The organism is Rhodococcus antarcticus (assembly GCF_026153295.1).
Classification (GTDB): Bacteria; Actinomycetota; Actinomycetes; order Mycobacteriales; family Mycobacteriaceae; genus Rhodococcus_D; species Rhodococcus_D antarcticus.
On sequence record NZ_CP110615.1, the window covers coordinates 1638590 to 1651954 of the forward strand.

Sequence of the window (13365 nt, forward strand, 5' to 3'; positions counted from 1 at the left end):
GGCGCGGGTGTCCGGGTCTGCCCTCGGCGCCGGCAGCCGGCGGGTGCGGAGCAGCCGGCGCTCCAGGTCAGGCCGGGTCGGATCGAGGGCTCAGCCGCGCGGACGGACCAGCAGGATCTGCGCGGAGCGCCCGAACGCCCCGTGGCTGTCGTGCAGCACGGCCGAGCAGGTGCCCACGCCGTCGGGACCGATGCTGGTCTCGGCCGCGATGCCGGTCCACGGGCCCACCGGAGCCCGGTGCAGGTGCACGGTGAGGTCGGTGTTCAGGAAGGTGAACTCGCGGACGTCCAGCGGGGCGCCCACCCCGTTGGCCGAGTCGATCACCGCGAACGCCGCCTGGAGCTCGGTCGGCTCCTCGCCGGCGACGACCTGCACACGCGGGCGGGCCCACACCTCGCCCCGGCCCTGGGCGTCCAGGAAGCCCTCCAACCAGCGCCACTCCAGCGCGTCGAGGTAGCCGGGCAGCCAGTGCTCCGGAGGTTCCACGTCGACACCGTCCTCCACCGGCGCCAGCACGGGATCCGGGGCCGTGACCTGCCCGGACGTGTCGTGGGCGGCCATCCGCCAGCCCGCGGCCCGCACCACGGCACGCTCCGTGCCGTCCGGGGCGGTGGCGAGCAGCTCGGCGGCCAGCAGCTCGATCTGCCGGCCCGGACGCACCACCGACGTGCGGACGGTGAGGTCGGCCCGGGGGACCACCCCCAGCACCTCGAGGGTCACCCGCACCAACCGGGTGCCCTCCCGGGGCGAGCACCGCTCCAGGGCGCGGACCAGCAACGCGGACGGCGGAGCCATGTGCTGCATCGCCAGCGACCACGGCCCCACGGTGTGCTCGGTGGAGGCGAACCGCTCGCTGCCGTCATCCGCAGGAGCCAGGGGCAGGTAGAACGCGGCGTCGGCAGAGGGGACGGGACGGCTCACTCGACTCGCTCCAGGGAGGTCTGCTCGCCCGGGCTGGGCACGCTCGGCCACCCAGGGTAGGGCGGAGGTGTGCCGCCGAACGCGGGGCACCGCACCTTGTGGTCGCACCAGTCGCACAGCCGGCCGGGGTTCGGCCGGAAGTCACCGGTGGCCCCGGCCGCGAGGATGGCCGACCAGATCGCCGACAGCGTGCGCTCGAAGCGCTCCAGCTCGTCGGCGTCCGGTGCGTAGGTGAGCACCTGACCGTCCTTGAGGTAGATCAGCCGGAGCTGGTGGGGCACGACACCGCGGGTGCGCCACAGCACCACCGCGTAGAACTTCATCTGGAACAGTGCCCGCGCCTCACCGACCTCCCGCGGGGACGCACCCGTCTTGTAGTCCACCACCCGCACCTCGCCGGTGGGGGCGACGTCCACCCGGTCGACGAAGCCTCGCAGCAGCACCCCGTCGCTCAGCTCGGTCTCCACCCGCAGCTCGCAGGACTCCGGCTCGAACGCCGTGGGGTCCTCCAGGGTGAAGTACCGGGCCACCAGTGCGCCGGCGTCGTCCAGCAGGACGGGCAGCTCGGCCGCGTCGAACACCCCGGTGAGCTCCGGGCTCTCGGCCAGGACCCGCTCCCACGCCGGGCCAACGAGCTCGGCCGCCCGGCCCCGGGTGCGCTCGGCCGCGGGCAACGAGTACAGCTGCTCGAGCGCGGCGTGCACCACCGTCCCGCGGACCTGGGCGGCGCTGGGCGTCTCCGGGATGCGGTCCACCGCCCGGAAGCGGTACAGCAGCGGGCACTGCTTGAAGTCGCCCGCACGGGACGGCGAGAGCGCCGGCCGACGCGGGGCCGGGGTGGGGGAGTCCTGCGTCACCGTCATGCAGCCGACCCTAGGACCCGTCCCCGACGCAACCGCGGCGTCACAGGCAGGATGGTCGGGTGACGCGCGAGAACCGGCTGACTGCCGGGCTGCCCCTGGGCTCGCTGGCCGGCATCCCGCTGCGGCTCGCGCCGACGTGGCTGATCGGCGCCGTCGTCATCACCGTCGTCTACGCCCCGCTCGTGCGCCGGCTGGTCCCCGGCACCTCCGACCTCGCGTCCGTGCTCGTGGGCGTCACCCTCGCGCTGCTGCTCGGGCTGTCGGTGCTGCTGCACGAGCTGGGGCACTGCGTCGCGGCCCTGCGCGCGGGGATCGGGGTCCGTCAGGTCCACCTGTCCCTGCTGGGCGGGTCCACCGAGCTCGCGCGCGACCCCCGCACGCCGAGGGCCGAAGCTGTCATCGCCGGCGCGGGTCCGGCGGTCTCCGTGGTGCTGGCGGTCACCGCCGTGCTGGCCTGGCGCTTCGGCACGGGTCCGGGTCCGCTCACCCTGCCCTCGCTGCTGCTGCTGCAGGTCGGCCTGGCCAACGCCGCGGTCGCGGTGTCCAACCTGCTGCCCGGGCTCCCGCTCGACGGCGGCCGTGTGCTGCGGGCGCTCGTCTGGGGGATCACCGGGCGGCCGTCCAGCGGGACCGCCGCCGCGCGGATCGGCAGCGTGGTCGTGGCGCTGCTGCTGGCCGCCTGGGGCGTGCACGGCCTCGCCACCGGGGGCAGCAGCGCGTGGCTGCAGGCCGTGGTCGCCGCCGTGCTCGTGCTGGTGGTCCTCGACGGCGCCCGCAACCCCGAGGAGCAGCCCGAGCCGGTCACGGTGCTGCCCGCCACCACCGCACTGGTCCACGCCGTCACGGTCGGGGGCGCCGTGCTGGTCACCGACGACCTCGGCCGCACGCGGGGCGTGCTCGACCGGGCCCACGGGGTGGCCCTGCTGCACCGACGCCCGGACGCGCTGCTCGGTGAGGCCACCACCCTGCTCCTCCCGGAGCAGCTCGTCCCGCAGCACGCCGACCTCACCGCGGCCCGCGACCGGCTCGGGCCCGGTGCGGCGATCGTGGTCCTCGGGGCCGACTCCCACCCCGTCGGTGTCCTGCTCTGAGACCGCGCCGTGGGACCATTCCCGGTCGGTCCAGCCCGATCAGCACCCCCGTCCCGCACCAGCGAGGAGCCCCACCCGATGGCCCAGCCCCGACCGAGCGGACCCTTCCGCGCCGGTGACCGCGTCCAGCTCACCGACGCCAAGGGGCGGCACTACACGATCACCCTGTTCGAGGGGGGCAGCTACCACACCCACCGCGGCGCGGTCGCCCACGACGACCTCATCGGCGCCCCGGAGGCCAGCGTGGTCCGCTCCGTCGCGGGCACGAGCTACCTGGCCATGCGCCCGCTGCTCACCGACTACGTGCTCTCCATGCCCCGCGGCGCCCAGGTCATCTACCCCAAGGACGCCGCGCAGATCCTCAGCGAGGGCGACATCTTCCCCGGTGCGCGGGTCCTCGAGGCCGGGGCCGGCTCGGGTGCGCTGACCTGCTCCCTGCTGCGTGCGGTGGGCCCGGAGGGTCGGGTGATCTCCTACGAGGTGCGCGAGGACCACGCCGTGCACGCCGTGGCCAACGTGGAGAACTTCTTCGGCGAGCGCCCGCCCAACTGGGACCTCACCATCGCCGACGTCGCCGAGTTCGAGGGCGAGGTCGACCGGGTGGTGCTCGACATGCTGGCCCCGTGGGACGTGCTGCCGTCAGTCGCGAGGAACCTGGTTCCGGGCGGGGTGGTCGTGGTCTACGTCGCCACCACCACGCAGCTGTCGCGAGTGGCGGAGACGCTGCGGGAGATGCAGTGCTGGACCGAGCCGCACTCCTGGGAGCTGCTGCTGCGCAACTGGCACGTCGTCGGCCTGGCCGTGCGCCCGGACCACCGCATGCAGGGCCACACCGCGTTCCTGATCAGCGCGCGCCGCCTCGCCGAGGGCACCGTCACGCCGATGCCGCAGCGTCGCTCGGCCAAGAACTGATCCTCAGCGGTTGCCGAGACCGCACACCTTCCACGTGCCGCCAACACGCTGGACGGTCATGGTCTGCGGCGTGGGAGTGGACGGTCCGTCGGCGGCGAACACCTCGGCGGTGCCGTCGTTGCCGGTCACGGAGACGCCCTCGGTGCGGTCGTAGACGACCGGCGGTTCGGTCGGGCTGGTGAACTTCGCCAGCTTCGGGGCGAAGCTCGCGCAGGCGATGGACTTCAGGGTCCGCTGGTCACCGGCGCTGATGGCCTTCACGAGCTGCTCGCCGAGCGCGCTGATCTGCTGGACGTCCCGGGGCGACGCCGCGCCCGGACCGGTGGTGGTCGTCGGGGGTGGGGTCGTGGTCGGTGCCGGCCTCGTGGTCGACGGGGCGATCGAGCTGGGCAGCGGTGGGGCCACCGAGGCGCTCGACGACGGCGCCGGCGTGGTGCTCGAGCTCGTGGCGCCGGCCACGGGGGCCGGGGAGCGGTCGCCGGAGCGGACGAACAGCACCACCCCGAGCACCACGAGCAGCACCAGCACGGCCGCGAGCGCGCCGATGAGGGGCCCGCGCCCCCGCCCGCCCGTCTCCGGCGGAAAACCACCGGGAGGCTGCTGGGCGGGCGGGGGTCCGTACCCGGTCTGCTGGTAGCCGTACCCGTCGTACGGCGGCTGCCCCTGCGGCGGACCGTAGCCCGGCTGGGTGCCGTACCCGGGCTGTGGTCCGTACCCGGGCTGTGGTCCGTACCCCGGCGGGGGGGAGGCACCCGTCCAGGGTCCCGGCTGGGGGAACGCCCGCGTGGGGTCCGGACCCGGCCCCCCGGGCCGGCCCCAGCCCGGCTGTCCCGGATCGCGCGGTTCCGTCATGGCCGTCCACCCTCCTGCGCAGGTCGTGCGGCCCGCTGAGGCCGAGCACGACGCTACCGGCGTCACGCGGGAGTGCGAGGTCACCCGGCTGGTACCCCGCGGCGCCGGTAGCGTGGTTGCTCCGACCGGGAGGAGACGCTCGTGAGCGCACCAGGAAGTTCCCGCGGCAGCAGCGCAGGTGGTCCGACCGAGGCCACCGCCCAGCAGGTCGCCGATCTGCAGCGAGAGATCGAGGTGCTCCGTCGTCGCGTCGCCGAGTCGCCGCGTCGCGTCACCGACCTCGAGGGTCGGCTGCAGGAGACCACCGCCAAGGTGGACTCGCTGACCACCCGCAACACCAAGCTCCTCGAGACCCTCAAGGACGCCCGCACCCAGCTGCTGGTGCTGCGCGAGGAGGTCGACCGCCTGGCCCAGCCGCCCAGCGGCTACGGAGTGTTCCTCTCCGCCCACGAGGACGGGACGGTGGACGTGTTCACCTCCGGTCGGCGCATGCGGCTGGTCACCTCACCCAGCGTCGAGGCCCCCGAGCTCCAGCGCGGCCAGACCGTCCGGCTCAACGAGGCCCTGACCGTCGTGGAGGCGGGCACCTTCGAGCGCGTGGGCGAGGTCTGCGCGCTGCGCGAGCTCCTCGACGACGGCACGCGGGCCCTGGTGATCGGCCACGCGGACGAGGAGCGGGTCGTGTGGCTCGCCAAGCCCCTCCTCGCCGACCCCGACGACCCGGACGCCGTGACCCTCAAGGTCGGCGACTCCCTGCTGGTGGACACCAAGGCCGGCTACGCCTACGAGCGGGTGCCCAAGGCCGAGGTCGAGGACCTGGTCCTGGAGGAGGTCCCGGACGTCGACTACTCCGACATCGGTGGGCTCGGCCGCCAGATCGAGCAGATCCGGGACGCGGTGGAGCTGCCGTTCCTGCACGCCGACCTCTTCACGGAGTACTCGCTGCGACCACCCAAGGGTGTCCTGCTCTACGGCCCGCCCGGGTGTGGCAAGACGCTCATCGCCAAGGCCGTCGCGAACTCGCTGGCGAAGAAGATCGCCGAGGCGCGCGGGGACGACCCGCGCGAGGCCAAGTCGTTCTTCCTCAACATCAAGGGTCCCGAGCTGCTCAACAAGTTCGTCGGCGAGACCGAGCGCCACATCCGGGTGATCTTCCAGCGGGCCCGGGAGAAGGCGTCGGCCGGCACGCCCGTCATCGTGTTCTTCGACGAGATGGACTCGATCTTCCGCACCCGCGGCTCGGGTGTCTCCTCGGACGTGGAGACGACGATCGTGCCTCAGCTGCTCAGCGAGATCGACGGCGTCGAGGGCCTCGAGAACGTCATCGTCATCGGTGCCTCCAACCGCGAGGACATGATCGACCCCGCGATCCTGCGGCCCGGCCGCCTCGACGTGAAGATCAAGATCGAGCGCCCGGACGCGGAGGCGGCCGAGGACATCTTCTCCAAGTACCTCACCGCGGACCTGCCCATCCACGCCGACGACGTGGCCGAGTTCGGCGGCGACCGACAGGCGTGCATCGACGCGATGATCCAGCGGGTCGTCGAGCGGATGTACACCGAGACCGACGAGAACCGGTTCCTCGAGGTGACCTACGCCAACGGGGACAAGGAGGTCCTGTACTTCAAGGACTTCAACTCCGGTGCGATGATCCAGAACATCGTCGACCGCGGGAAGAAGTACGCGATCAAGGCGGTGCTCGACACGGGGGCCAGGGGCCTGCGCGTGCAGCACCTGCTCGACTCCATCGTCGACGAGTTCGCCGAGAACGAGGACCTGCCGAACACGACCAACCCGGACGACTGGGCGCGGATCTCGGGCAAGAAGGGGGAGCGGATCGTCTACATCCGCACCCTCGTCACCGGCAAGAACGCCAGCTCGTCCCGCGCCATCGACACGGAGACCAACACCGGCCAGTACCTGTGACCGCGGCCGGGGCCGACCTCGCACGGCTGGGGGTCGGTCTCGCCGCTGTCGGTCGACCGGCCTACATCAACACGGGCTCCGCTGCCGCCCTGCCGTCCGACCGGAGCGTTCCCGCCCTGCGGGCCCAGACCGCCGCCGTGCTCGACGCGGCCTGGGCGGCCGGTCTCCGGTGGGTCGACGTCGCGCGCTCCTACGGCCGGGCGGAGGAGTTCCTGCACGACTGGCTCGGCACCGGTGAGCACCCGGGGCTGACCGTGAGCAGCAAGTGGGGATACGCCTACGTGGGCGGTTGGCGGCGCGACGCCGCGGTGCACGAGGCCAAGGAGCACAGCCTCGCCCGCTTCACCGCCCAGCTCGACGAGACCCGGGCCCTGCTCGCCGTCGACGCCTACCTGGTGCACTCCCTGACCCCGGACAGCCCGCTGCTGACCGACTCGCCGCTGCAGCACGCCCTCGGCGAGCTCCGGGACACCGGGGTGCGGGTCGGGTTCTCCACGAGCGGGCCGCACCAGGCCGAGACCGTCGAGCGGGGACTGGCGCTGGCCGTCGACGGGGTTCGGCTGTTCGACGTGGTTCAGTCCACCTGGAACGCGTGGGAGCAGTCCGCCGGCCCGGCACTGGCCGCGGCCCACGAGGACGGGGTGCACGTCGTGGTCAAGGAGGCACTGGCCAACGGGCGCCTGGTGGCCGAGCTGGGCGACGCAGCCGCACTGGCCGCCGTCCTCGCGCAGCCCTGGGCGGACACGGTGCTGCTGGGCGCGGCCGGCCCCGAGCAGCTCCGGTCGAACCTGCGCTGCCTCGACGTGACGGCGCCGGACGTGTCCGGGACGGCCGTGGACCCCGGCACGTACTGGTCGCAACGCTCGGAGCTGGCGTGGGTGTGACCGAGCCCCAGCCGCGTCGCCGCGACGAGGTGGCCGCCACCGCCGACCTCGTCGCCCACCTGGTGGACGTGCTGAGCCGGCCCGCCCAGGGCACCCACCGGATGATCGCCGGTCACGTGTTCCGCGTGCTGGGACCCGCGGCCGCACCCGTGCGCGTGGTGCACGACGCCATCGCCGACGCCAGCTACGCGGGCGTCCGCTCGGGGGCCCGGGTGGTGGCGCGGGTCGTCGGGGCCGGCTCGTCGCTGCTGCCCCCCGAGCGGACGTCGCACGCCCTGACGTCCACCGCGGCCGGGTCGGTCGTGGTGGGCGCGGTGAACGGCCTGTTCGGCGACCAGCTCCGCCACGACGGCAACCACCTCGCCGTGCAGCTGGGCCCGCACCACCAGCGCAGGGTGGTCGGGGCGGAGACCGCGCTGCTCGCCCGGGCGCACCCGGAGCCCACCGGGCACGTCGTCGTCTTCGCGCACGGCCTCGGCGAGACCGAGCAGGCGTGGTGGTACCGCCACGACGGGCGCGGCAGCCACGGTCAGGCCCTGGCCGAGCTCGGTGCCACGCCGGTGGTGCTGCGCTACAACACCGGGCGCCCGGTGGCCGACAACGGCCGCGAGCTGGCCCGGCTTCTCGCGGACCTGCTGCGGGCGTGGCCCGTGCCCGTGGAGCGGATCGACCTCGTGGGCCACTCGATGGGCGGGCTGGTGCTGCGGGAGGCCTGCTCGCGTGCCGTGGCGAGGAAGTGGCTGCCCCTGGTGCGCACCGCGACCTACCTGGGCACCCCGCACGACGGGGCACCGCTGGCCCGGGGTGCGGCCCGGCTCGCAACGCTGCTGCGCTGGCGGCCCGAGAGCCGCCCGTGGGCAGAGGTGCTCGACCTGCGCAGCGCCGGCATCCTCGACCTCGAGCGCGCCCACCGGCTGCCGCTGGCCCCGGGGGTGCGGCACGTGGCCGTCGCGGCGACCCTGGCGGCCGACCCGTCGGCGTGGTGGGCGGGGGCGGTCGGCGACGGGCTCGTCACGGTCTCCAGCGCCAAGCACACCGTCCCGGAGACGCACGTGGTGCCGGCGACCGGCCACCTTGCCCTGCTCACCGAGCCCCGGGTGACCCAGATCCTCGCCGGGCTGATCACGTGGGAGCCCCCGGCCGCCCTGGCTCGGTAGCGCTGCACGTACCCCCGACGACGCCCGGGGCGGCGTGCAGCTGCTACCAACCGGCGCCGGTGTCCAGGTGCTGGAGCAGCGCTCGGGTGTCGGGGACGAAGGGCCAGGCCGGATCCGCGAGGTGCGCGCGCAGCTCGGCCGGGGTCCACCACCACGCCTCGGCCACCTCGTCGGGCTGCAGCACGAGCGGACCGTCGGAGCGCGCCTCGAACACCACCAGGTGGTAGCGCCAGCGGCCGTCGTCGTAGGCGATCTCGTCCAGCGGGTGCAGCTCCACGTCGTGCACCCCGAGCTCCTCACCCAGCTCCCGGGCGGCGGCACCCGCGAAGTCCTCACCGGGTGCGAGCACCCCGCCGGCCACGCAGTCGTGCAGCCCGGCGAACACCGCCTTGCTCTGCACGCGCCGGTGCACCAGCACCCGGCTGCCGTCCGCCGAGCGCAGCAGCACCCCGGCGCACGCGTGCCACAGCCCCTCGGCGTAGACCCGGGACCGTCGGACCACGCCCACCTCGCGACCCTCGGCGTCGTAGCGGGCCACCAGCTCGTCGGTCACCGACCCAGGGTGGCAGGACTGCGCGATCCGGGCACGGCCGTAGGCTCGACCCCCATGCGACGGATCATGGGCACCGAGGTGGAGTACGGCATCTCCTCCCCGGGCGACAGCTCAGCCAACCCGGTGATCACCTCGACCCAGGCGGTGCTGGCCTACGCCGCGGCGGCCGACGTCCCGCGCGCCAAGCGGACCCGGTGGGACTACGAGGTGGAGTCGCCGATGCGCGACGCCCGCGGGTTCGACCTCGGTCGCCCCGGGGCGCCGGTGCCGATCATCGACGCCGACGAGATCGGTGCCGCGAACATGATCCTGACCAACGGCGCCCGGCTGTACGTGGACCACGCCCACCCCGAGTTCGCCGCGCCCGAGGTCAGCGACCCCATGGACGCCGTGATCTGGGACAAGGCCGGCGAGCGCGTGATGGAGGAGGCCGCCCGCTACGCCGCCACCGTCCCCGGCGCGCCGAAGCTGCAGCTGTACAAGAACAACGTGGACGGCAAGGGCGCCTCCTACGGCACCCACGAGAACTACCTGATGGCCCGCTCCACCCCGTTCGCGAGCATCGTCACCGGGCTCACCCCGTTCTTCGCCTCGCGCCAGGTGTTCACCGGCTCCGGCCGCGTCGGCATCGGGCAGTCGGGGGAGACCCCCGGCTTCCAGCTCTCCCAGCGCGCGGACTACATGGAGGTCGAGGTCGGCCTCGAGACCACCCTCAAGCGCGGCATCATCAACACCCGCGACGAGCCGCACGCCGATGCCGACAAGTACCGGCGCCTGCACGTCATCATCGGCGACGCGAACCTGGCCGAGACCGCCACCTACCTGAAGCTGGGCACCACCTGCCTGGTGCTCGACCTCATCGAGTCCGGCGCCGACCTCTCCGACCTGCAGCTCGCCCGGCCGGTGTCCGCCGTGCACGCGATCAGCCACGACCCGTCCCTGAACGTCACCGTCGAGCTCGCCGACGGCCGCTCGATCACCGCGCTGGACCTGCAACGGATCTACCACGAGCGCTGCGCCGAGCTCGTGGCGCTGGACCGGGAGCCCGACGCCCGCGCCCAGCACGTGCTGGACACCTGGAGCCACGTGCTCGACCTGCTCTCCGGCGACCCGATGGACTGCTCGGACCTGCTCGACTGGCCTGCCAAGCTGCGGCTGCTGCAGGGGTTCAAGGATCGCGAGGGGCTCACCTGGGCGGCGTCGCGGCTGCACCTGGTGGACCTGCAGTACTCCGACGTGCGGCTGGACAAGGGGCTGTACAACCGCCTCGTCGCCCGCGGCTCCATGCAGCGCCTGGTCACCGAGGAGCAGGTGCAGGCCGCGATCAGCTCCCCACCCACCGACACCCGGGCCTACTTCCGCGGGGAGTGCCTGCGCCGCTTCGGCAAGGACGTGGCCGCCGCCAGCTGGGACTCCGTCATCTTCGACGTCGGCCGCGACTCCCTCGTGCGCATCCCCACCCTGGAGCCGCTGCGCGGGACCAAGGCCCACGTGGGCGCCCTGCTGGACTCGGTGACCTCCGCCGTGGAGCTGGTGGACGCACTCTCGGCGGGCTGATGCAGGGTGGGTGCTGGACCCGGGCGTGCCGGAGCGCTCCGACTACGGCCTTCACGCAGGCGGCCGCTGCACCTTCTGCGGGTGGATCGTCTCGCCCCGGGCCAGCATCGCCACGAACTCGGCGATCCGGCGCGTACGGGTGTCGGCCCGCTTGAGCTGCGTCAGGCGCCACAGCACTGCGTAGCGGTTGGTCGAGGTCAGCACGTCCCACATCGCCTGCGCGGCGGGGTCGGCGGCCACGGCCGCGGCCAGGTCCGCGGGCACCGTGATCGTCGCCGGTCCGGCGTAGGCGGCGTCCCACCGGCCGTCCGCCCTCGCAGCCTCGACCGCCGCACGACCGGCCGGGAGCATCCGCCCCTCGCCCGCCAGCCGCGCCACGTGCTCGCGGTTGCGCACCGACCACGGGCTGCGCGGACGCCGCGGGGTGAAGCGCTGCACGAAGCTCCCCTCGTCCCGCCTGCCGATCTGACCGTCGATCCAGCCGACGCACAGCGCCTCGTCCAGGGCGAGCGCGTAGGTCAGACCGGTCACGGTGCCGCCCTTCTTGTGCAGCACCAGGCGCACCCCGGGGGCGTCGGCGTGGTGCGCGACGAGCCACCACCGCCACGCACCGGCGTCGGGCAGTAGCAGCTCGGGGAGCTCGATGACCACGGCGCCATCCTGCCCGCTCCCGCGCCGCTGTCGGTGGTGCTGGGTAGGGTTCGATCCCGAGCACCACACGCGAGTGACGAGATGTGAGCAGGGAGTCGACGATGGCCCAGGAGCAGACCACGCGCACCGGTGGCGGCGGGGACGACGACGCGGTCGGCAGCGACGGCTCGGCCGGCCAGGAGCGTCGGGAGAAGATGGCCGAGGAGACCGACGACCTGCTCGACGAGATCGACGACGTGCTCGAGGAGAACGCGGAGGACTTCGTCAAGGCCTACGTGCAGAAGGGCGGGCAGTAGTCCTGCCCGCCCTGGTCCCGTCCGCCCCCGGAGCCCCGGACACGTCCTCGTTCACCGACTACCTCCGCCGGACCGCGCCCGAGATGCTGCCGGGTCGGCGCGAGGGCACCGGCGTCGCGCACGAGGGACTCGCGCCGCACGGCACCACCATCGTGGCGCTGACGTACTCGGGCGGGGTCCTCATCGCCGGGGACCGCCGGGCCACCATGGGCAACCTCATCGCCGTGCGGGACATCGAGAAGGTGTTCGTCACCGACTCCCACTCCGCGGTGGGCATCGCCGGTACCGCCGGCGTGGCGATCGAGCTCGTCCGGCTGTTCGCCGTCGAGCTGGAGCACTACGAGAAGATCGAGGGCCGTCCCCTGTCCCTGGACGGCAAGGCCAACCGGCTCGCGTCCATGGTGCGGGGCAACCTCGGGGCGGCCATGCAGGGCCTGGCCGTGGTACCGCTGCTCGCGGGCTACGACGTCGACGCCGTGGATCCCGCGCGGGCCGGGCGCATCGTGTCCTACGACGTCACCGGCGGCCGGTACGAGGAGCACTCCGGCTACCACGCCGTGGGGTCGGGCTCCCTGTTCGCCCGCTCAGCCCTCAAGAAGCGCTACGAGGCCGGGTCGGACGAGCCGACCGCCCTGCGCACGGCCATCGAGGCGCTGTACGACGCCGCCGACGACGACTCCGCGACCGGCGGGCCGGACCTGGTGCGCGGGCTGTACCCCGTCGTCATCACCATCACCGGCGAGCACGGTGCGGTCCGCGTGCCCGACGCGGCCACGGCCGAGGTGGCCGCCGCCGTGGTGGCCGACCGACACTCCCGCCCCGGCGGCTGAACGGCCAGCCAGCACCCAGCCCCGCCAGCACCCAGCCCCGCCAGCCCGTCCCGCGAGCCCGTACCCCGAGCAGGAGCTGACCACCGTGACGATGCCCTACTACGCCTCCGCCGAGCAGATCATGCGCGACCGCTCGGAGCTGGCCCGCAAGGGCATCGGACGTGGGCGCAGCGTGGTGGTGCTCACCTACGCCGACGGTGTGCTGTTCGTCGCGGAGAACCCCTCCTCGACGCTGCACAAGGTCAGCGAGATCTACGACCGCATCGGGTTCGCCGCCGTGGGCAAGTACAACGAGTTCGAGAACCTGCGGCGGGCCGGCATCCAGCACGCGGACCTTCGGGGCTACTCCTACGACCGCCGCGACGTCACCGGCGCCTCGCTCGCCAACGCCTACGCCCAGACCCTCGGCGGCATCTTCACCGAGCAGGCCAAGCCCTACGAGGTGGAGATCTGCGTGGCAGAGGTGGGGCCGCCCGGCGCGGTGGAGACGGTCGCCCAGCTCTACCGCATCACCTACGACGGCTCCATCGGCGACGAGGCGGACTTCATCACCATGGGTGGAACCACCGAGCCCATCTCGGCCGCGCTCAAGCAGGCCTACCGCCCCGGGATGACGCTGACCGAGGCCGTCGGCACCGCCGTCGACGCCCTGCAGCAGGTCGGTGGGGGAGGGGAGCCGCGCACCCTGGACGTCGCTGCCCTCGAGGTGGCCGTGCTCGAGCAGGCCCGTCCCCGCCGCGCGTTCCGGCGGCTGCCCGCCGCTGCGCTCGTCCCGATGCTGCCCACGCCCGACCCGGCCGCCGGACCAGGGACCGACACCGACCTCCGGAGCACCGCACGGCCGGAGGTCGACCAGCCCTGAGCGTGCCGCA

General features: G+C 73.6%; 14 protein-coding genes. 9 read left to right on the forward strand and 5 right to left on the reverse strand.

The window, feature by feature from the left end; genetic code table 11:
• Positions 1-90: 90 nt before the first annotated feature.
• Both RHODO2019_RS07855 and RHODO2019_RS07860 read right to left on the reverse strand, forming a co-directional pair.
• A complete protein-coding gene (locus RHODO2019_RS07855) occupies positions 91-921 on the reverse strand; it encodes a thioesterase family protein (RefSeq protein ID WP_265384410.1) in 831 nt (276 codons plus the stop codon).
• Positions 918-1784 carry a RecB family exonuclease gene (locus RHODO2019_RS07860; RefSeq protein WP_265384411.1) on the reverse strand — a complete coding sequence of 289 codons (867 nt, stop codon included), beginning with the start codon at positions 1782-1784 and terminating at the stop codon, positions 918-920. Before RHODO2019_RS07860 ends, RHODO2019_RS07855 begins: the two co-directional genes overlap by 4 nt.
• A 59-nt stretch (positions 1785-1843) precedes the next feature.
• On the opposite strand from RHODO2019_RS07860, the gene RHODO2019_RS07865 reads away from it, so the two are divergent.
• The gene (locus RHODO2019_RS07865) at positions 1844-2875 is read left to right on the forward strand and encodes a site-2 protease family protein (protein ID WP_265384412.1); all 1032 of its coding nucleotides are present in this window, start codon (positions 1844-1846) and stop codon (positions 2873-2875) included.
• 78 nt (positions 2876-2953) lie between these two features.
• A complete protein-coding gene (locus tag RHODO2019_RS07870; RefSeq protein ID WP_265384413.1) occupies positions 2954-3787 on the forward strand; it encodes a tRNA (adenine-N1)-methyltransferase in 834 nt (277 codons plus the stop codon).
• Between the two features lie 3 nt (positions 3788-3790).
• Here RHODO2019_RS07870 and RHODO2019_RS07875 read toward each other — a convergent pair whose 3' ends face one another.
• Entirely contained in the window at positions 3791-4639 is an 849-nt protein-coding gene (locus RHODO2019_RS07875; protein WP_265384414.1) for a hypothetical protein, read from the reverse strand.
• A 141-nt stretch (positions 4640-4780) separates the two neighbouring features.
• Between RHODO2019_RS07875 and arc the strand changes: the two genes are divergently transcribed.
• From arc to RHODO2019_RS07890, 3 genes are read left to right on the forward strand one after another with little or no spacing between them, the layout of a single operon-like run.
• Positions 4781-6565: a proteasome ATPase gene (arc, locus tag RHODO2019_RS07880; RefSeq protein ID WP_435532188.1), complete on the forward strand. Its 1785-nt coding sequence runs from the start codon at positions 4781-4783 to the stop codon at positions 6563-6565.
• A complete protein-coding gene (locus RHODO2019_RS07885) occupies positions 6562-7449 on the forward strand; it encodes an aldo/keto reductase (RefSeq protein ID WP_265384415.1) in 888 nt (295 codons plus the stop codon). The genes arc and RHODO2019_RS07885 overlap by 4 nt, the downstream gene beginning before the upstream one ends.
• The gene (locus tag RHODO2019_RS07890) at positions 7446-8606 is read left to right on the forward strand and encodes an esterase/lipase family protein (RefSeq protein ID WP_265384416.1); all 1161 of its coding nucleotides are present in this window, start codon (positions 7446-7448) and stop codon (positions 8604-8606) included. The genes RHODO2019_RS07885 and RHODO2019_RS07890 overlap by 4 nt, the downstream gene beginning before the upstream one ends.
• A gap of 43 nt (positions 8607-8649) precedes the next feature.
• On the opposite strand, the gene RHODO2019_RS07895 is transcribed toward RHODO2019_RS07890, so the two are convergent.
• Positions 8650-9159 (reverse strand): NUDIX domain-containing protein, encoded by a 510-nt coding sequence (locus RHODO2019_RS07895; protein WP_265384417.1) that lies wholly within the window; start codon positions 9157-9159, stop codon positions 8650-8652.
• Positions 9160-9213: 54 nt separating this feature from the next.
• On the opposite strand from RHODO2019_RS07895, the gene dop reads away from it, so the two are divergent.
• Positions 9214-10716 carry a depupylase/deamidase Dop gene (gene dop / locus RHODO2019_RS07900; protein ID WP_265384418.1) on the forward strand — a complete coding sequence of 501 codons (1503 nt, stop codon included), beginning with the start codon at positions 9214-9216 and terminating at the stop codon, positions 10714-10716.
• Positions 10717-10767: 51 nt separating this feature from the next.
• On the opposite strand, the gene RHODO2019_RS07905 is transcribed toward dop, so the two are convergent.
• Positions 10768-11367: a YdeI/OmpD-associated family protein gene (locus RHODO2019_RS07905; protein ID WP_265384419.1), complete on the reverse strand. Its 600-nt coding sequence runs from the start codon at positions 11365-11367 to the stop codon at positions 10768-10770.
• A gap of 101 nt (positions 11368-11468) precedes the next feature.
• Between RHODO2019_RS07905 and RHODO2019_RS07910 the strand changes: the two genes are divergently transcribed.
• The 3 genes from RHODO2019_RS07910 (at position 11469) to prcA (ending at position 13355) form a co-directional block, all read left to right on the forward strand.
• A complete protein-coding gene (locus tag RHODO2019_RS07910; RefSeq protein WP_265384420.1) occupies positions 11469-11663 on the forward strand; it encodes a ubiquitin-like protein Pup in 195 nt (64 codons plus the stop codon).
• Between the two features lie 83 nt (positions 11664-11746).
• Positions 11747-12493, forward strand: a complete 747-nt coding sequence (gene prcB, locus RHODO2019_RS07915) for a proteasome subunit beta (RefSeq protein ID WP_265384421.1) — start codon at positions 11747-11749, stop codon at positions 12491-12493.
• Positions 12494-12578: 85 nt separating this feature from the next.
• Positions 12579-13355 carry a proteasome subunit alpha gene (prcA, locus tag RHODO2019_RS07920; protein ID WP_265384422.1) on the forward strand — a complete coding sequence of 259 codons (777 nt, stop codon included), beginning with the start codon at positions 12579-12581 and terminating at the stop codon, positions 13353-13355.
• Positions 13356-13365: the final 10 nt, after the last annotated feature.